The sequence below is a fragment of the Neoluteolibacter marinus genome (assembly GCF_014904755.1).
In the GTDB taxonomy this organism is placed as follows: Bacteria; Verrucomicrobiota; Verrucomicrobiia; order Verrucomicrobiales; family Akkermansiaceae; genus Haloferula; species Haloferula marina.
Genome location: NZ_JACZFQ010000020.1, coordinates 90,027 through 108,931 on the forward strand (window position 1 = coordinate 90,027; position 18,905 = coordinate 108,931).

Annotated in this window: 13 protein-coding genes and 1 pseudogene; 7 read left to right on the top strand and 7 right to left on the bottom strand. The window is 63.0% G+C overall.

Annotation, left to right across the window (positions count from 1 at the left end; genetic code table 11):
• Nucleotides 1-15: 15 nt before the first annotated feature.
• Nucleotides 16-765, top strand: coding sequence for a PEP-CTERM sorting domain-containing protein (locus IG178_RS04735; protein ID WP_193211375.1), 750 nt, complete (start codon nucleotides 16-18; stop codon nucleotides 763-765).
• 62 nt (nucleotides 766-827) lie between these two features.
• Here IG178_RS04735 and IG178_RS26120 read toward each other — a convergent pair.
• From IG178_RS26120 to IG178_RS25865, 6 genes and pseudogenes are all read right to left on the bottom strand, one after another.
• Nucleotides 828-1,244, bottom strand: a pseudogene (locus tag IG178_RS26120) (transposase).
• Nucleotides 1,245-1,423: 179 nt separating this feature from the next.
• Complete coding sequence (locus tag IG178_RS04750; RefSeq protein ID WP_193211378.1) at nucleotides 1,424-6,964, bottom strand: RCC1 domain-containing protein; 5,541 nt, start codon at nucleotides 6,962-6,964, stop codon at nucleotides 1,424-1,426.
• A gap of 55 nt (nucleotides 6,965-7,019) precedes the next feature.
• Nucleotides 7,020-9,710 (bottom strand): autotransporter domain-containing protein, encoded by a 2,691-nt coding sequence (locus tag IG178_RS04755; RefSeq protein WP_193211379.1) that lies wholly within the window; start codon nucleotides 9,708-9,710, stop codon nucleotides 7,020-7,022.
• A 476-nt stretch (nucleotides 9,711-10,186) separates the two neighbouring features.
• Entirely contained in the window at nucleotides 10,187-10,441 is a 255-nt protein-coding gene (locus IG178_RS04760; protein WP_425499863.1) for a transposase, read from the bottom strand.
• On the bottom strand, nucleotides 10,387-10,584 hold the full coding sequence (locus tag IG178_RS26355; protein WP_425499862.1) for a hypothetical protein: 198 nt from the start codon (nucleotides 10,582-10,584) through the stop codon (nucleotides 10,387-10,389). Before IG178_RS26355 ends, IG178_RS04760 begins: the two co-directional genes overlap by 55 nt.
• Nucleotides 10,581-10,994: a hypothetical protein gene (locus IG178_RS25865; protein WP_193211457.1), complete on the bottom strand. Its 414-nt coding sequence runs from the start codon at nucleotides 10,992-10,994 to the stop codon at nucleotides 10,581-10,583. The genes IG178_RS26355 and IG178_RS25865 overlap by 4 nt, the downstream gene beginning before the upstream one ends.
• Before the next feature lie 312 nt (nucleotides 10,995-11,306).
• Between IG178_RS25865 and IG178_RS25870 the strand changes: the two genes are divergently transcribed.
• The 4 genes from IG178_RS25870 (at nucleotide 11,307) to IG178_RS04785 (ending at nucleotide 13,934) form a co-directional block, all read left to right on the top strand.
• Nucleotides 11,307-11,879 carry a reverse transcriptase domain-containing protein gene (locus tag IG178_RS25870; RefSeq protein ID WP_193211381.1) on the top strand — a complete coding sequence of 191 codons (573 nt, stop codon included), beginning with the start codon at nucleotides 11,307-11,309 and terminating at the stop codon, nucleotides 11,877-11,879.
• The gene (locus tag IG178_RS25875) at nucleotides 11,873-13,048 is read left to right on the top strand and encodes a reverse transcriptase domain-containing protein (protein WP_193211382.1); all 1,176 of its coding nucleotides are present in this window, start codon (nucleotides 11,873-11,875) and stop codon (nucleotides 13,046-13,048) included. Before IG178_RS25870 ends, IG178_RS25875 begins: the two co-directional genes overlap by 7 nt.
• A gap of 170 nt (nucleotides 13,049-13,218) precedes the next feature.
• A complete protein-coding gene (locus IG178_RS04780; RefSeq protein ID WP_193211383.1) occupies nucleotides 13,219-13,680 on the top strand; it encodes a hypothetical protein in 462 nt (153 codons plus the stop codon).
• A gap of 83 nt (nucleotides 13,681-13,763) precedes the next feature.
• Entirely contained in the window at nucleotides 13,764-13,934 is a 171-nt protein-coding gene (locus IG178_RS04785; protein WP_193211384.1) for a DUF1328 domain-containing protein, read from the top strand.
• Nucleotides 13,935-14,007: 73 nt separating this feature from the next.
• Here the strand turns inward: IG178_RS04785 and IG178_RS04790 are convergent, their stop codons facing one another.
• On the bottom strand, nucleotides 14,008-14,499 hold the full coding sequence (locus tag IG178_RS04790) for a hypothetical protein (protein WP_193211385.1): 492 nt from the start codon (nucleotides 14,497-14,499) through the stop codon (nucleotides 14,008-14,010).
• A gap of 298 nt (nucleotides 14,500-14,797) precedes the next feature.
• Between IG178_RS04790 and IG178_RS26125 the strand changes: the two genes are divergently transcribed.
• Both IG178_RS26125 and IG178_RS04800 read left to right on the top strand, forming a co-directional pair.
• Nucleotides 14,798-16,096, top strand: coding sequence for a substrate-binding domain-containing protein (locus IG178_RS26125; protein WP_193211386.1), 1,299 nt, complete (start codon nucleotides 14,798-14,800; stop codon nucleotides 16,094-16,096).
• Nucleotides 16,097-16,313: 217 nt separating this feature from the next.
• Nucleotides 16,314-18,890, top strand: coding sequence for a discoidin domain-containing protein (locus tag IG178_RS04800; RefSeq protein ID WP_193211387.1), 2,577 nt, complete (start codon nucleotides 16,314-16,316; stop codon nucleotides 18,888-18,890).
• Nucleotides 18,891-18,905 lie beyond the last annotated feature (15 nt).

Sequence of the window (18,905 nt, forward strand, 5' to 3'; positions counted from 1 at the left end):
CAACGCCAACCCGCCATGAAAGAACGTTTCCCCGCCGCCATTCTCTTCTTCGCCCCGTGCCTGACGGCTCCCGCCCAAGCGGCACTTGTGGCGTTCCCCGAGATCGTTATTACCTCCGTGGAAACTCGCGACATCAGCACAGGTGGCGCCCCCCGATTTGTCACAGGAGTGAATCGCAACAGCATTAATCCTTTGGACGGATTCGGAGCCTACACTCTGGGGTCGGTTCCCGGCACGGTGACGATTTCAGCGGGCGACACTCTTGCTTTTACCGTCCGGGCGGCACCGGGCATGGTTTTTCAACTGGAGCCGGTAACGTCGGGTTTCGTAATTGATCTGGATTACCGTGCCGCCACCCAAGGCCAACCCAACAGCCTGTCCGACTATTCGTTCGAGTTTGGAGGCCTGAGCGGTGGCACCGATCCCGCCTCCGCGATGATGTCCGGAGGAATTGTCGTCGGACCTTGGGAAGATTATCCGCACTTGAGCTGGTCACCCGGGGTCAGCGTTACGGCAGGACTGATTGCAGGAGAGATGGGGTCCCCGGGAACAACACTATACAATGCCGGGACCTTCGACAGCATCACATTTACAGGAACAGCTCAAAATCTCACGCCGATTTCCTTCAGCACAGACCTGAGATACTTTTCCTTCTTTGCGAACGAATTGTCTCTGGTTCCCGTCCCCGAGCCCTCCACCGCCGCCCTCTTCGGCCTTGCTGGTACGCTCGCCCTGACCCGCCGCCGCATAGACGGTCATTCCTGAATGGCGCTTAGAGTGTTTTAAATAGATCCATAGCCGCAATGGGCAATTCAATGGGCGGCGTCCTATGCGGTGACGCGGGACAGGGCTTTCCCGATCTCCAGCAGCAGCTGGTCGTTGTCTCGGGCCTCGGCGCCACGGAGCAGGTTCTTCACTTTGCTCCACATCGGCTCGATCGGATTGAGGTCGGGAGAACACGGCGGCAGGAAACGCACCTCCACATCGCGGGCGGCGAGCATTTCAAGCGCGCGTCAATCCTTGTGCACGCTGAGATTGTCCATCACCAGGATGTCACCGGGTCTGAGGATCGGCAGCAGGACCTCCTTCACGTAGGCTCGAGACACCTCGGCGTTGGTTGCGCCTTCGATGGTCATGCAGGCGGTGCGAAGCCTCGATCTTCGGCTTGCGCCCGCTGCGGTGGTGCTGCGGCGCGACGTCTCCGGCGTGGCGCCTCTGCTGGAGGAGCTTCTTGACCATCCCAAGCGAAACTTCGAAACGGCGGGCCACTTGGTCGCGTGTGACATCCCCGCGGTCGTAGGCCTTGAGGATTCTTTCGCGCAGGTCGATCGAGAGCGTTGCTATACCCGGAACGTATCAGACAGCCGTTCGAAACGGCTACGGCATTATTTAAAGTGCGTTAGGGTGTCGGTAGGGAATTCAGCTATTCTGGATTCACTGTGAGCCGGATAAACGCGCGCGGGTAGGCTGGAATGACGAAGACATGTTCATCTCCTTCACCAGTGTCGGGGATCGGCAACCAGTCATTGGGGCCAAGCGTTGTGCTCCATTCGGCACCATAGATGATTCCTCGTACCCCTGGAGGTGTGGTAAAGCGGAAAAGGAGCCCTCCCGCTTCGTGCCTGAGCTGGGGAAGCTTTCCCGGATCGCTTCTCTCGGGGTCCAGCCCGAAGGCATATTCGATAAGAGCGGGGATTCCGTCCTGATCTTCGTCCGAGTCGGAGGCACCCTCGGCAAACGCTGGATTTGCAACGGACGAAGTGGCAGGAGGGTCGACGGAGTGAGGGACGCCCATTACGACAAGGTTGTGGGACGATGAGGAGCCGCTGGAGGCGAAGATAACGCGTGCCGCGGAACCGAATGAGGATTGATCCACCGGGGCGCTGGACGAGCGGCCCACGGTGCTTCCGTCGCCTAGTTGACCGTTGTCGTTCCCGCCCCAGGCGGAGAGAGTGCCATCGGCGAACCATGCGAGGCTGTGGAAGTTGCCGGTGGCGATGCCGGTGGCCGACAGAAGGGAGCCGGGCGTAGGGGAAATAACTACCGGCAGGGTGTTGTCCGGACCAGAGGCAAAGCCTAGCTGGCCGTTGGCATTCCAGCCCCATGAGACCAGACTGTGATCGGTGCAGGCCACGAGACTGTGAGCACTGCCGGCGGAGAGGCGCGAGACAGTCTTGCCGGCCAGCCCGCCGAGGCCGCTGATGGTCACCGGCGTGTCACTTGCCACGGTGGATTGGTTTCCAAGCTGGCCGTGCTCGTTGTATCCCCAGCTGACGAGAGTTCCATCTTCACACAGTGCCAGCGCATGGTATTGGCCGGCGGCGATGAAGGTGATCCGCCGGCCCGAGAGGGCACCGCTGGCATCGACCGCAACGGGGATGGAGGTGCTGGCACGGGTCCCGTCGCCCAGCTCGCCATCGTCATTGAATCCCCAGGCGAGGGCCGAGCCATCCGTGCACCAAGCGTAGCTCTGGTAGGCCCCGGCGGCGATACCGACAATGCGTTTGCCCGCGAGCGCGCCGCTGGCATCCACGAGCGCGGGAACGCGGCAGATGGTGGTATTGCCAATACCGAGCTGACCGTGATTGTTGTACCCCCACGCCGCGAGCGTGCCGTCCGAGCAGAGCGCGAGATTGTGGAAGGAGCCCGCGGCCACGGCAATGATCGTCTTGCCCGCCAGCACGCCGCCGCGATCCACTTCGAGGGGGATCGATTCGCTGGCTGTGCCACCGTTTCCAAGCTGACCGTTCACATTGTAACCCCAGGAGGCGAGGGTGCCGTCCGAGCAAAGCGCGATGCTGTGGAGGTAGCCGGCGGCCACTTCGGTGGTGGTGCGGCCCGCCAGAACGCCGGAGTTTTCCACGGGCGATGGAACGAGGCCGTCGTCAAACGTCGCATTCCCGAGCTGACCGTGGCGATTCGCGCCCCAAGTGGCAATTCGGGTGGCGGCCCACTGCAGTACCAGGTCGTTGCCGGTGCCGCCGTAGTAGTTCGCCACGAATTCGTAACCGGTGCCGTCGTGGACGAGGACGACATGCTGACCTTGGGTAAGGTTTCCGAACTCTCCGTCGATGAGGCCGGGTCCGGTAAGGTCGATGACCGTGAGAACGGTGCCGGGCGCGGGAATGAAGCCGAGGGAAAGTTCCACGGTATTGCCGCGGGCCGAATAGTCCGTCTGGACGGTGCCGATGTCGCCGGGCGAATCGAAGTCTGCGACCAGTGGCGGACGATGAACCGTGACGGAGTAGGTGGTAGTGACCCCGGTTTCCGCGATCACGACAATCTCGACAGGATTGTCCCCGGGCTGAATGGCGAGAAGCTGGCTGGCGGCACCGGTCGGAACGGTGACCCCATTCACGGCGACGGTGGCGTAGGTGCTGTTGGTAGTCGGGGTAGCCGTCAGCGAGACGAGCCCGCTGTCCACCGTGGTGGAGTAGTTGGTGGTGCCGGGGGAGAACGCAGGCTGGAGCGAGCCGGCGGACAGATCGAGTGATGCGAGGGACGAGTCATTGGACAGCGGCACCGCGGCGAGGGCGACGTAGTGCGTGGCGGAGGAACCCTGCGAAAGATAAGTGAACTTCTCACCGGTGGCGGGAGGATTCGCGGCGACGGGGACATTGCTGGTGGTGGTCGAGCCATTGCCGAGCGCGCCGCTACCGCCATAGCCCCAGATGGCCAAGGTGCCGTCCGCGCAAAGGGCGGCGCTGTTGAAGTAGCTGCCGTTCACGCTGACGATCGATTTGCCCTGCAGCACGCCGCTCGACTGAACGGCCACAGGGCTCGAACGATTCACCGTGCTGTTGTCACCCAGGGTGCCGAGGATGTTCTCACCCCAGGTGACGGCGGTGCCATCGGTGGTGAAAGCCACGCAATGATGATTGCCAGGGGACACCATGCGGAGGGACTTGCCGGACAAAATGCCCGAGGTCACGACGCGGACGGGAACGGAGGCATCGGAAGTGTTGCCGTTGCCCAGTTGCCCGGAGTTGTTCCAGCCGAGGCCGGCGGCCGTTCCGTCCGAGCAGCGGTAGATGGCGAATGCATCCGCCCCCGCGATGACGGAGCGGACCTGTTTGCCGAGAAGCGCTCCGTTGCGCGTCACCTCAACGGGAGTGGAGGTGGTGCCTGGTGCCGTCGAGCCGAGCGCACCGCGAATGTTGTTTCCCCAGCCGGCAATCGATCCATCGGCACAAAGCGCGAGGGTGAGATACTCGCCGGTGGAGACGGAAATGATCTGCTTGCCGGCGAGGAAGCCGGTGGTGTCAACGGCCACGGGAAGATTGCGATCGGTTGAAGTGCCGTCGCCAAGAAGTCCCCATTGATTTGATCCCCAGCCTGCAAGCGAGCCGTCCGAACAAAGCGCGAAGCTCTGAAGAGTGCCGGCGGCGATGGCGATGATCCGTTTGCCGGCCAAGGCTCCCGAGCCGGTGATTTCCACGGGCACGAGCGACCGGGAGGAGCCGCCGGTGGCGCTACCATTACCGAGTTGGCCCCGGCTGTTGGAGCCCCAGGCAAAGAGCGAGCCATCGGAACACAGCGCGAGGGTATGCCCGTATCCGGTGGCGAGGGACAGAATCGTTTTACCATCCAGCGCGCTGCCGGTGGCGAGGGCCGTGGGGACCGTGGCATCGACGGTGGTGCCGAGGCCGAGTTGGCCGGCGTTGTTGTAGCCCCATACGTAAGGACGACGATTCGCCCAAGTGAGGACCAGATCGTTGCCGTCACCGCCGTAGTAATTGACCACGTAGCGATATCGGGCGTTGCCATGGCTGAGGATGATTTCCTGCCCGTGTTGGAGGTTCGAGAAGCGGTCGGTGATGAACCCCAAGCCGGTATTGTCGATCATCGTGAGGTCGGTGCCGGTTGCCGGGGCGAAGGCGAGTTCGATCTCGGCGGCAAGGCCGGTCGCGGTGAAGCCGGGCGCGTTCACCGGAACATCAGTGGCTGCAGCGAAGACATATTTTTCCGGCACCCGGGTGACGGCAATGGAATAGGCGCGGGTGGTAATGAGGTCTTCAGCGGTGACCATGGTGTTGATGATCGTGTTCCCCACCGGCAGCGGGAACGGCGCGCTGGTAGCCCCGCTCGCCAGCGGGGTGGAATTCATCGTGAGGGTCGCCGCGGGGTGGGTCGTGGTCGGGGTGGCGGAAAGGGTGGTGACTGCAAAGGGCAGCGTGATAGTGTAGCCTGTGGTGGAAGGTAAGAAGGCGGGCTGAAGCGCGCCGGTGCTCACGCCCAGAGAAGCGAGGGTTGCGTCATTACTAGGAGTGGTAAATGTGAGAGTTTCGCCCTGGACGGTCTGGGAGTTGCCGGTCGCCCGGGCCTGGTAGAAATAGGTGGTGCCAGGCAGGAGGCCGCTCAGTGTCTCCTCGTCCTCTACCTCCGCGAAACCGTTCCCTACGGAGCGCGCCGGGGTGGAAAGGGTGAGAGCCGACGCCGCAGTGCCGTAGAAGTAGCGCACGGTGGTGGCGTAGCCATGGGGCTGGACGTCCGAGCGCAGCCGCGCGGTCGTGGAACCCACTTGCCCGGCTGCGAGTGTCGTGACGGCCGGATCAACAGGATCATTGAGACGGAAGGTGAAGGCTCGGTACAGGCCTCCGCTGGCATAGTGGCGGCCTGTCACCGTTACGTGTCCGTGTCCGACGTCGAGCGAGTCCTTGGTGAGCGGATTGTCGTCGCCATTACTCACCGCGATCCGCTGCTGGATGAGGGTGTTGCCGTTTGCCGCGGCATATTTCAGCACCATCGTGTCCGGGCCATTGCCGGAAGCGTTGTTGGAAGAGCCGGCCACAACCGGATTGCCGGAGGGATCGAAGCGCACGGCCAGACCGTGGTCGTCCTTGATCAGGCCACCGGAAGTGATCCCACCGTCGTAGGTGCGTGTCCAAAGCGTGCTCCCGCTGTTGCCGGAGATGTACAGGGTGAGAATGTCGTCGTTGGCTGTCCCCGCGTAGGTGTGACCGGTGACGGCGACATTCCCCGAAGGATCGACGGCGAGACAGCTTGGGACGTCGATCTGATCACTCTCGTGGTGATTCACCCACAGCTCGGTTCCGTCGCTGCCCCTGTATTTGACGGTTCGGAAGCCTCCACGGCCTTGGCTGGTGCTGCAGGCGACGAGCACGTCGCCTGAGGAATCGACCACGATGTCCTCGCCCGAGGTGCTGCCGCCCGAGTCCAACCTCACCTGGTTCCATAGCACCTTGCCATCGGTCGAGGCCAGCTTGAGGATAACCGCTTGAAGTGATCCGCGGTTGTTGCCATAACCGGTGACGAGAACGTTGTCCGCGGCGTCCAGCGTCACTGCTTTGGCAAAGTCAGTGGTGGTGGATGCCCCGCTGGTGGAATACTGGTTCATCCACAGCGTCTCGCCCGTGGTGGAAGAGAACTTGTAGGTGACGAAGTCCGAAGCGATCGGAGACGAGTCGTTGGTGCGGGTGGTGCCGACCGCGATGACGTTGTCCTGAGAGTCCACGGCGACACCGGAAAATGAGGCATGGTTGTTGACCAGGAAGATCCGCTCCCAGAGCACCGATCCATCCACCCCGGAGTACTTGGCCGAGAAGAATCTTGGCTTGTAGTTCAAATAGGAATTCCGTCCGCCGACAACGATGACGTCGCCCGCACTATCGATGGCCATGCCCGTCACAAAGTCCCCGTAGTTGGCGGGAGGATTTGAAGCACTCTGCCAGATCCTGGCACCTGTGGAAGCATCGGACTTGATGACGAGCACGTCGTCGTAGCTTGACGAGGAATACGTGTTGAGCGCGGTCACCACCTGCCGATCCGGACCGGTTCTCACGACCCTGCCTTCGATGTTTGGGTAGGCGGCGTCGGCGACGAGATTCGACCACCGTTGGGTGAGGGTCTGGGAATAAAGCGGGAGGGCGGCAAGCGCCAGCACCCCGATCACGGCGGTTTTTATGAAAGAACGGGCAAGGCGGGAGAAGGAGCGGGCTGACATGGCTTTCCGGTATGGGCTGATTGGACGGATGATTTCCGGGAAGGGGGCGCTTTGTTCAGAACCGGAGCGAGGTGGAGAGGCTGAAGCTCTGCGAAGCATCGCAGTCCTGGCGGAATTCCGAGCGCCATGCCACGCCGATGCTGACGGTGTCGCCAGGACGGTACACCGTGCCGAAACCGATGAACAGCAGGTCGTCATTCATGCCTTGGGCCGCGACCTGGAACGGGCGGCTGCCCTTGACGAACGAGGAGCTGAGGACATGGGAATCTTCGCCGAGGCTGGCATTGAAGCCGATCTCACCTTTCAAGGAGAGCTGGTCATTGATGTCCGCTTCAGCCGCGATGCCGGCTTCAGCGAGGAAGGTGTCGTAGTTATCGCTACCGACGTTCAGCGCGACGGGCGCGCCGGCCGCGGACGAGGTGAGTTCGCGGAAGCCGTCCATGCTGGACGTTGAATAGCGAAGCCCCATCGAGGGGACGATACGGACATTCCGGTTTTGCCAGGCGGTCCCGTCTACCCCCAAGAACAACTCGGTGGCCGAGCTATCTACATCTGGAATGTCGACTCCGCCCGGGGACCAGCCGAGGGCGGTGGCGGAGACGCTCTGACGGGTGCCATCGAAAGAATATTGGCCATGGGACAGCGCGGCAGTAAGTCGCGTGCCGGTGCGCCCGTGTAGGAGAGCCTGGAAGATGAGGCCCGCCGACCAACCGCTGGCATCGGCATTGACGAGGTCGCCGTCGATGTCACCCCAATCGGCACCGACATAGCTGGCGAACTGAAGTCGGTCATTCAGCGTGGTTCTGGCACCCAACAAGAAGCCGCCTCCCGTAAGGTCGTAGTCGGCTTGGTTCGGCGAAGAATTGGTCTCCAGGTGGAAGGCATCCGCGGCGGCGAAGAATTCCCATCCGCTGAAATTAGAACCGGCGACGGGTGAGCCCTTCGCGCCGGAGCCGGTGCCGCCCTTTGAACCCGTCCCGTTTGTGGGGGTAGGGGAATGGGGGAATGCCGGGGCGGAAAGCGCGCTGCGCTGGTGGGTGCGGGTGGCGAGGACCGCGTAGTCGGAGAGCCCCGCATAGACTTCGGGCGAAAGGCGATCGAGCACCGCACCATTGAGGCCATTGGGTGAAAAGCTCGCAGCCAGGTCCCACAGCAGGTCCGGGTTTTCCCCATCGGCGATGCCGCTGGTAATGGAAAGACCTGATGGCCCCCAAGTGACATTCGTCACGCCGGGATCGATCACGTCATCGTAGAGCGAGATCCAGACCGAGCGCTGGTTGGCGGTGCCGCCGCTGGGGGAAGAGGTGCCGTCCGCGCCGGAGATCAGGGTGACGGTGCCATTGCCGGGATTGAACCAGACCACGCCATCGAGATTGGAGACCAGCGAGGAGAAGTTCCCCGTGTAGGAGCCGGCATCCACCACTTGGATCGGCACATAGGAGGCGAGTGACTCACCGAGTTGATTCAGCTCGAGCATGCCGCCGAAGGTAGCGCCACCGGAGACCGCCAGCAGATCGTGTTGGAAGCGGGAGAGGTCCAACTCCAGCGTACCTGTGGCGCTTTGCTGGAAATTACCCGCGACGGCAAGTGTGCCGAAACTGCCGCCACCAGGAGCAATGGAGGAGGTATTTCCGAGATCGCCCTGCCAGGTGCCGACACCGCTGCCGGAAGTGGTCAGCGAGGCGTAGTGCTGGCTGCCCATAGCTGCAAAGGTGGCCCCCGAGCCGATATCCAGAAGGGTGGAGGAGGTGCCGAAGGTGCCGGTATTGGTGAGTGTGCCACCGGTAATGAAAATGGAGTCAGCCGCGACATCGCCGCTGACCGTGACGATGCCCTCGCTGGTCAGTGAACCGGTCTCCAGTGAACCTGCGACCGAGGAGCCGTCGAGGAGGTGGCTAGTGTTGCTGGAAAGCATTCCTCCACCGGCCGCCAGGGTCCCGCCCGAGGAAACATAGGCGCTGATGCCTTCAGCTGCCCCGAGGGTGAGCGTCCCGGCATTCACGAGAGAGGCCAAGGAGGAGAGACCGCCATTCGTGACGGCCAATGAGGCGGCGGTGGAAATCGCGATCACCGAAGCGGCGGCAGCGCCGTCCACCGTCAAGGTTCCGCCGGTAATCGATAAGGAATCACCGTCCAGCGTGCCGGAAATCAGCACCGTGCCGGTACTGGTGACGTCGCCCGCCAAGCTCCCGGAAATGGTGCCGCCATGGAGGGTGGCACCGGTCGTGGCAGTGAGCGATGCAGGTCCGGCCAGGTTTCCCCCAACCTGCTGGACATAGGTTGCAACGGTTTCGGAAGTATTGATGACAAGGGACCCCGCGTTGATCAGTTCAACATCATCGGCGAGACCGCCGGATACATCCAGCAAGCTGGTCCCTGTCGCGATCTCCACGGATGTGGCTGCAAGCGCTCCGGTAAGCGTCAAGGTGCCGCCGTCAATCCGTGTCCCGCCGGTGAAGGTGCTGGTATTCGAAAGGATGAGGTTTCCTGTGCCCGCTTTGATGAGGCCGTCGGATCCGGCCAATACAGAATCGATCGTGAGTTCCCCGTTTCCGACATGGATGAAGGGCTGGCTCGTGGAATTGGCGGCGAGGGTGATCGAGTTCGCATTGATCGTGTAGTCCGCACCATTCTGAACGATGCCGATTGTCTGGATAGGAGTGAAGACCGTGACGGTGCCGCCGAGGGCGTCCTGAAACACGGCGACGTCCTCGTTGGTGTTCGGCCATGTGGTGTTTCCGGACACGGCACCTGGGGTGATGTTCCAATTCTTGTCTCCGGGGCTGGTTCCCCAGATCCCGTCGCCCCCGGGATTCCAATACCGGTCGGTGGCCGAGTGGAGACGCTCTAAAGACCCGAGGCTTGCCACGGCCACGGTAAGAACGAACGAAGTAGGCAAGATAGGGCAGGGTTTCGGAAGCACGGTTTCGACGGGCGGTTGTCGGCCAGGTCCTGAACGCCTAGCTCCGCCACAATTCGGTCCGATTCTCCCAAAAGTTTCAACATTAACCGCCTAGCTGAAGATAGTGAGCTGTGCGAATGCCGGGATTATGCGGGATGCCTTGATGCGTAATTCAAACGTCAGTAGAATATCAATATGAATGTATTCGTTTCACTCGCCCCTGTGATTCGCCTGACCCATCCAATCTGCGGTGTGTAACCCTAGCCGTCTGCCTCCGGATTGAACTTGGGAAGACCGTGAGCATGTTCGGACCGGTCCTGTCATGCTGTTGGTCTCCCCAAAGGACAGCCGTCCGCCCAGATCAGCTTGAGCCAGCCATAGGCGGTGGTTAGGACAGCTTTCAGCAGGCGGGCTCCGTCGCGGTCCTGCACGTCGGCGGGAGTCACCTTCAGGGAAAGGATGAATCCGAGGGTGCCTACCAAGACGTGTCTCATTCTTCCTGTAATTTTCTTACCCGCATCTAAGCCACGAAGTCCGGGTTGGCTAGCTGTGCGAACGCTTTGGCTATCGAGGATTGCAGCGGTCGGGGCTTTTTTACCGAGCTTGAGCCGGGCCAGGTCCCGGATGGCGTGATGGTTCCACTCCCAGTGCCCTGCTTGACCCACAGGCGGAAGTAGTGGTAGCTGGTCTTCCGGTGGGGCTGGTCATTGGGCATCATCCGCCAGCCCCCGCCGCAACGGATGATGTAGAAGATGCCGTTGAGAATGTCGCGCGGTAGTTCATGTAGACGAGCGTTTCCTCGATCGTCGACTCCATCTGGTCCGCGGCAAGTACGTCCGCAAGGGCGACGTGCTGCCCAAGCCCGTCGTCGCGCCGCTGTCGCCGTGCTTGTTGGATCTCTGATTCGCCGCGCCCGGCCTGATCGCCGAGACCATCGACAAGCGCTTCGTCTGCCACCTGCCGTATTAACGTCAGGCGGAGATCTTCGCACGCCCGGCCGTGGCCTTCCTCCACAAGACCCTGTGCGACTGGGCCGCGCTCGGAGCCCATTGGCTGTTCTCCATTTACCGCGCGATCCAGCACGAGCACTGGCGAAGTCGCTTCCGCCAGTTTGACGAGATCCAGCATCCCGTGGCCCGCCTTGGCGAGGGCTCCGGGACTCCACCGGGGTCGACCCTAGACCGTGGCACGCAGGTAGAGAAGCGAACGGATGACCGCCCTGAGGAGGGCGGCACCTTGAACTCGGGAGGCCCGGCCTCCATTCCGCGAAAGCGGATCGACGGCTTCCGACGAAACGAAGGAGTCGTTCAGGGAGACCGGGAGTCAGCCCCGCCCATAGTAGTCCGGGACGGGAGAGCCGGTCACATGGCGAAGGGGCGGGCGGATGGACAAAGCGGACAAAGCACCCACGCGAGGGAAAGGAATACTCCCGCTCAAAGCGTGTCACGCTCCCTGTCCGCACTAGGTGCGAAGGCGCGGTGCTCACCGGGGCACCGCTTCCGGTCGCTGTCGCGCCTGCTGGACCGCGGGATGTTGAGGGAGTCCTTTCACGCGCTCCGGGCCAAGGCCGCGTCGGGAGTCGACGGCGTGACCCATGCGGGGTATGCGGAGGACCTCGAGGCGAACCTCGCGGCCTTGGAAAAGCGCTTGGCGGAGGGGCGTTACCGCGCCACTCCGGTCAAGCGGCGGTGGATCCCCAAAAGCGGAGGAAAGCTCCGTCCGCTGGGCATCCCCGTGTTGGAGGACAAGATCGTGCAGCACGCCGTGCGGCGGATCCTGGAGGCGATCTGGGAAGAGGACTTCCACGATGAAAGCATCGGCTACCGGCCCGGACGGGGTGCCCGCCAAGGCTCGCAAGAGCTGCGCGAGGACCTACAGGGCAGTGGCTACCGCTGGGTCGTGGAGGCCGATATCCGGAGGTTGCCCGCGGATTTGAAGCAGTCAGGCGGGCTATCTCCGCTGCGCTCCGGTTCTTCGATCACGTCGACCACGGTTGGCTGGTACGCATGTTAGAGGAGCGCATCGCGGATTGTCCGCTGATCCGCCTGATCGTGAAATGGCTCAAGGCCGGAGTGATGGATGAAGGCCGCGTGGCGCACCCGGCGACGGGCACGCCCCAGGGCGGGGTGATCTCCCCGGTCCTCGCCAACATCTACCTGCACCACGTCATGGACCAATGGATCGCGAAGGTGGTGAGCAAGCACTGCAGGGGCCGCGTGCTCTTCCGGCGCTATGCGGACGACAGCGTGGTTTGCTTCGAGCGGGAGGAAGACGCGCGGGCCTACCTGCGCGCGCTGCCCGGGCGGCTGGCGAAGTTCGGTCTGGAAATGGCCGCCGAGAAGAGCGCCTTGTTGCGCTTCGACCGGCGGATGCCGGAGCGGAGCGGGAAGTTCACCTTCCTCGGCTTCGACTTCCACTGGGCGCGAGCCCGGGGCAATCCCGACTGGGTGTTCGTCAAGCGGCGCACCAACAAAGGGAAGTTCCGTGCGAGCCTGCGGGCGATGAAGGAATGGCTCCGCAAGGTGCGTTGTGGCAAGCTGGCCGACCTGCTGGCGGTGCTGCGCAGGAAGCTTCGCGGCTACTGGAACTACTACGGGGTGATCGGCAACTCGTCGATGACCGCGAAATACCAGAGCGAGGTGAACCGGCTGCTCTACAAGTGGTTGAACCGCCGCAGCCAGCGGCGCTCGATGACCTGGACGCAGTTCGGCCGCCGGCTGCCGGGATGGGACCTGCCGCCGCCACGGGTCGTGGAAAAGCCCCTGACTCCCGCATTGCGTCTGACCAGGAAAGCGACAGGATCGAAACCAACCAACAACCGAGGACCGGCGTCGCACTGGCTGCGCGTCCACCGAGGAGCCCGGTGCGGTAGTTCCGCACGCCGGGATCTGCGAGGGGGGCGCCGGGCAATCGGCGTCCCTACCTCAGTCCCTACGTCATCGAGGGGTGCTGCCTTTATTGACCCCAAAATCGCAAGAATCTCCGGAAATTGGATGATCAGCAGAATTGGGGGTTCTGGTAATCAGTTGATTGCGAGTGGATTGTTCCTTTTGGGAGCAGGATGTCGTCAGTTCGAATCTGGCCGCCCCGACCACTTTTTCTTCCTGCCCGCCGGGGTCCCGTTTGGATCTCTTTTGCCCGGCAGTGATTTTTTGAACGGAGGGTTTTCCGTGGGTCGTTGATCGCACGATTTCGATTGCCGTTTGCACGCAGATCGCCGGCTCCAAGTCATGCTCTTGAGGTGAAGGTGACTTGCGAATCGGGATCGTAAGTTTCTCTCCAGTAGTTGCTTGAGGTGGGTTGGGTGATGCGGTCAGCCGAGGCAGGCACGACGGCTGCGATAGGTGCTGGCATGGAAACCGAGCCACTCGTTCAAGCCCCTGCAAATGCCAGGATCAGTGCAGAGCTCCGCGACGCACTGGGCAGCTTTGCCAAGTCGACAAAAGGGTATCTTCTCGCGGCGGGAGCCATCGGCGATCCTGGGATCGCCGCGGCTTTCCGCTCGATCGCGGTGCAACGCGACCATCTCGCCGGATCGCTCGACGGATTCCGTGATGAAAGCGGAGCTGTCCGGACCGCGTCCGTGGATGAGGACGAGCGGTGGTGGTCGGAGGTCCAGGCCGGTGAATCCGGCGAGGGGAATCGCGCGCTGCTGGTCGAATGCTTGCGCCGCGAGAAGGAGCTCAAGAACGCGCTGCTCAAGGTGATCATCGATCCGTCGGTGCCATCCGGACAGCTGGAATCCCTGCAAGCCGTCCTGGACCAGGTGATCGATACCGTTGCCGAACTCGAGGCGGCGGTGGGGACGATTTGAACCGAGCCATTTTCCCGGGGTGCTGGAACTGCCGGCGCAGCACCCCGGTCTTCCAAATCCGCCGGCAATCGAAAGGAACCACCATGTTAAGTTGGGCAATTACATTCCTGATCCTGGCCCTCGTCGCGGCCGTATTGGGATTTGGCGGACTCGCAGGGGCTGCGGCCGGAATCGCGAAGATCTTGTTCTTCGTCTTCCTCGCGCTCCTGATCATTTCCGCGGTATCGCGCGCGGTGCGAGGGCAGAATCCTTGAACCGACCGGCGTGTTGGCGCCACCTCCGGGAAAGTTCCGGAGTTGGCGCCGGTAAATCCGGGCGATGCCTGGATCAAGCGGCCCGTGATGCGGGCAGCCAGCGTCCGAGCTCGTTGCGGAGCCCGCGTTTGATCGACCAGATGTCGATCCGCGAATTCACAAGAAGCGTGGTTCTGGAGGGGGCGGAATACACGTAAAGTCCCCAGGCGGGACCGAAGCCCAGGAGCATCGAGAGCATCCGCGGAAACTCATCGCGGTCGCGGCTCTTGAACAAGTGACCGGGGGCAAGCCCGATCGGGCGTTCCTCCTGATGCTGGCATCGGTAGGCATCGAGCTTTTGCTGGTCCCTGGCATCGCAGGCGCCGTTCGGGGGAATCACCTCGATCAGCTTGGTTCCGTCCTTGGTCAGCAAGCGGGCGAGACTGTCGGCGAGGGCCAGGCGGGAAGAAGGATCGGCCGGCATTTCATACTCCCCGGCAATCGGGACGCCCGCTGCCAGCGGTTGGTGATGCATGCCTTGGCCGGTCAGCCACTTCTTGATCTCGGAGCTCTTCAAACAGTGCATTTTTCTGAGGGTTGGGAATGGGAAGCATGACGTGCGGCAGCAAGGCACCCGCCTTGAGCGCAACCCTTCGGGGAGCATCGGTCATGCCATCGGATGGTGTGCCGAACCTTTCCTGGAATTTTGGCCGACGACCGCCGGCCTGCGCGAAAACCGTGGATTTCCAGCCGGCCCGCAGCCCGTCCCAAGTCGCTCATGCTGCGCGAAAAAGAGGGGCGCAGCGGTCGTTTCGATGAACGAATCGATCGCGATTTCTTAATAAACACCGGGGTGGGGAACGGGATTTGCTAAGGGGGATCGCGTGTATCAGGGATCCATCGACCATTCAAGCATCGAGCTCTTCCAAGCCGCGGACGACGTGGCGGGCGGCGGGCTCGCGATGGCCGATGGCACGCCGGGCCTGGTGCCGTCGCAGACGCTCGGCCCGGCGGCGGGTGCAGTCGCACCGGCCTTTCCCTCCGCCAAGAGCCGGCGGGTCCTCTTCATCACCGATTTCTACCAGGAGGACATCCTCCTCGGGGTCGTGGATTACGCCCGCCACCGCAACTGGGAGCTGATCACCAACATGAGGTTCCACGGCATGTTCCCGTCGGAAACCGAAGCCGACGGGATCCTGGTGACCGGTCACAGCGAGCGGGTCCAGACCTGGATGAAGCGTTGGCAGGGGACCCATGCGGTTCACCTCGGGTTCGCTCCGCCGGAGATGACGGTGCCGTGGGTGGATGTCGACTACGACAAGGCGGCGCGTGCCGGCGCCCGCCACCTGATGGAGCTGGGCCATCTCAACTACGCTTTCTATTCGCTGGTCAACCTGCCGGACGCCGTGCGGATGCGGGAGTCCTTCATTGCCGAGCTCGAGGACGGCGGGCGGACCGCCACCGTGCTCGATTTCGAGGAGGTCCACGGCGAGGAGACAATGTCGATTCCCCGCGAGGTGCGGCTGCGCTGGTTGGCGGACCGGCTTCACGAACTCAAAAAGCCGCTCGCGGTAATGTCCGACGACGATCGCCGTTCGCTCGAACTGGTGGCGGCGTGCGACATGCTGGGCCTCCGCATCCCCGAGGACGTGTCGATCCTCGGCTGTGAAAACCGCACGGTGGAAGTCAGCATGTCGAGGGTGCCGCTGTCGTCGGTGGACATGAACTGGCGGATGGTCGGCCGTGAAGGCGCCCGCCTGCTCGACGAGATGATGGAAGGCAAGGGCGCTGCCCATGACACCCGCGTGTCACCGCGCGGGGTGGTGGCCCGGGCTTCGACGGCAACCTTTGTCACCGAGAATCCGGCGATCACCCGGACCTTGCTGCACATCCGCCAGCACGCCGCCCATTCCCTCAAGATGAATGACCTCGCCCGCATGGCCGGGATGGCGGAACGGCAGTTCCGCGCCGAGTTCAAACGGCTGGTCGGTCACAGCCCGCGGCGCGAGATCCACCGTGCCCGGCTGGCCACGGCAACGCGCTTGCTGCGTGACACCGAGCTCAAGCTGGATGCGATTGCCGTGGAGAGCGGATTCGGCAGTGCGAAGAAGCTCTGCGAGGTTTTCGCGGAAGATTACGCGATGACCCCGACCGCATGGCGGTTGCAGGCCCGCGAATCGTAGGGTTGGAAACCCGTCCGTGCGGATTGGCACGGGGTGCAAGGGGCTTGCGGTCAGCGTGTTGCCCGGAAAATGTCAAAGCCGGGAATCCTTTTGTCCAAAGCAAGGAATGCCCGGGCCTGACCGGTGCTGTTGGGGCCGTCGAACCGAGAGCAAGTCGCCCCTACGCCGACGCGTGAACGCGCCTTGCAGCTTCCAACCAAAAAACACCATCCAACACATGAGTTCGATTCACTCGATTCCATCCACGCCGGCGACCCGGTCGCCGGAATCCCGGAAAGCCGGCTTGATCGCGGCCGTTCTGATCGCCGGTGCACTGCCGACCTCGCTATCCGCCGCCGGAACGGAGTTCTCGTACCAGTACTTCCGCTTCGAGCCGGTCAAGGCGTACAACAGCAACGGCAGCATCCAGCTCGCGGAATTCACCTTCTCCTACCAGGGCACCGTCCTGAACCTGAACAACCGCGACGGCAGCGGTGTCGATGTGGTGCCCGTCTCGGTCACTTCCGGTGGCCAGGATCCGAACGGCGCCGAGGGTCCCGGCAAAGTGATCGACGGCAAGCCGCTGGTGACCGGCGACACTGCCAACCACACCAAGTGGTACCAGGGTGACCCGTTCAACATCGCCAACGCGCTGACCTTCGATTTCGGCGCGGGAACTCCCGTGACGGTGGACGCGTACAACTTCTGCACCGGCAACGACAGCGTCGGCTACAACCGCACGCCGGTGTCGTGGCGGGTCTCGGGCAGTAACGATGGCGCGACCTGGGACGTGCTGGACATCCGGAGCGACTATCCGGTCGTCAATGCCAACTACACCTACCAGGCGGGCTTCGACCTGCCGGTGGGTATTCCGCCGGTGATCAATTCCTTCAGTGTGCTCAACACGCCGTTCGAGGGGACCGCCGCGATCATCAAGAACGGAGAGTCGGTGACCCTGGAGTGGGACACCCAGTACGGCGACACCGTCACCCTCTTCGAAGGGCCGGGCTCGACGACCGAGGCTGACTTCGACCTGAAGGTCGTCAGTCCGCCGGACAACTCGACGACCGCCTACACCCTGGTGGTGGAATCCGATCCATTGCCCCCGGCGATCCAGACCCAGCTGGTGCGCACCGTCGAAGGCGGCACCGAGACATTCCAGTACGTGCGCTTCAAGATCACCCAGCGCCGGGGTGGCGGCACCGCCGGTCTGGTCCAGATGGGCGAGTTCGAATTCTACAACGGCGACAGCACGCTGCCGGAGAACAAGGTGCCGGTCGTCCTTGCGACCAATCCGGGCGGAAGCAACAGCGCGCCCGAAAGCACCTCCAACGAGAAGGTGGAGAAGCTGGTCGACGGCGACTACGGAACCAAGTGGCTCGACGGCAACAACCAGGCGGTCATCTTCGACTTTGGCAGCCAGGTCTCGTTCGACCGCTACCTCTTCGTCACCGGCAACGATGCCCCCGACCGCGATGCGGTCATGTGGTCGCTCGAAGGAAGCAACGACGGCTCCACCTGGGAGCTCATCGAGAACGTCGACTTCACCTACCCGACGCCGCTGACCCGCGGTGCCACCACCCGCGAGATCCCGCTTCCCGGCGCTTCGCTGCCGGCCCAGATCGACCTCTTCACCGGCAACACCGCGACCTTGATCGCGGGTGAACCGTTGACCCTCACCTACGCCACCCAAGCCGCCAGCACGGTGTCGATCGATCAAGGCGTGCCCGCGCTCGGATCCACCTCCGGCAGCGTGGTCGTGATGCCGACCGAAGACACGCTCTACACCCTCACCGCGGAGTCCGGGCTTCCCGGCAATTCCGCCACCGCCACCTTCCAGGTCACGGTGATCGATGATCCGGGCGTCGACTCCATCGCCTACGACGACTTCACCGAGGCCGGGGCCGAGATCGCCCTGGTCGGAAGCTCCACGCTGACCACCGACCGTCTGCGGATCACCCCCGAACTCGGCGGCCAGCAAGGCGCGGCATGGTTCCTGAAGAAACAGGATGTCACGGGCGGCTTCGAAGCGAGCTTCGGGATGAGCCTCAACCAGGAAGATCCCAACGGCTTTGTTCCCGCGGACGGCCTGGCCTTCGTCGTCCAGAACGCGGCGGGTGGAACCACCACGCTGGGCGCCGGTGAAAACGGCGTCGCGGAGAACGCGCTGAGCATCAAGTTCAAGTCCTTCGGCTTCACCTACGAGGCGGCCTCCGCCCTCGAGGTGCGGGTTGGAACCACGGTCATCGCCAGCCGCGCCATCGGCCTGACCCCCGGCGTCGAGCTCTACGGCGTGCCCGGCCATCCCTACACCCTCGGCTCGCTGGCCACGGATCCCGCTTACCGGATCCGCGTGGTCTACATGCCCGGTGACCTCGACGTCTACTTCGACGGCATCGCCATCGTGCAGAACGTCGACGTCGACCTGGAGGCGATCGGTGCGGCCGACGCCGAAGGCAAGTCATACTTCGGCTTCACCGCCCGCACCGGCGGGAACATCCAGAACAGCGACATCACCGACTGGAAGGTCGCGCTGGGCGACTTCTCCGCGCTGCCGCCCTTCGGCATGGTGAAGACCCTCTTCAAGGACACCAACGGCGACAGTCTCCCCGACACGGTCGACCTCGTGTGGAACTCCGAAGACGGGATCTTCTACGACGTCACCCGCTCCCTCGACCTGGACAATAGCGCGCCCTGGGAGCTGATCAGCTCCGAGATCGGTGTCGATGGCCAGCTCGGGATCTCGATCAACTACGAGTCGATCTTCGACCCCGCGGTCCGGGCCTTCTTCCGGATCGAGGAGTCCGAGTTCTAACGCACACCGCATCCC

Coding starts and splice junctions, on each gene's coding strand:
- IG178_RS25875 (WP_193211382.1), top strand. CDS start 11,873: ATGTTAGAGGAGCGCATCGCGGATTGTCCGCTGATCCGCCTGATCGTG.
- IG178_RS26355 (WP_425499862.1), bottom strand. CDS start 10,584: ATGATGCCCAATGACCAGCCCCACCGGAAGACCAGCTACCACTACTTC.
- IG178_RS04800 (WP_193211387.1), top strand. CDS start 16,314: ATGAGTTCGATTCACTCGATTCCATCCACGCCGGCGACCCGGTCGCCG.
- IG178_RS04790 (WP_193211385.1), bottom strand. CDS start 14,499: ATGCACTGTTTGAAGAGCTCCGAGATCAAGAAGTGGCTGACCGGCCAA.
- IG178_RS04785 (WP_193211384.1), top strand. CDS start 13,764: ATGTTAAGTTGGGCAATTACATTCCTGATCCTGGCCCTCGTCGCGGCC.
- IG178_RS04750 (WP_193211378.1), bottom strand. CDS start 6,964: ATGTCAGCCCGCTCCTTCTCCCGCCTTGCCCGTTCTTTCATAAAAACC.
- IG178_RS04735 (WP_193211375.1), top strand. CDS start 16: ATGAAAGAACGTTTCCCCGCCGCCATTCTCTTCTTCGCCCCGTGCCTG.
- IG178_RS04780 (WP_193211383.1), top strand. CDS start 13,219: ATGGAAACCGAGCCACTCGTTCAAGCCCCTGCAAATGCCAGGATCAGT.
- IG178_RS25865 (WP_193211457.1), bottom strand. CDS start 10,994: ATGCTGGATCTCGTCAAACTGGCGGAAGCGACTTCGCCAGTGCTCGTG.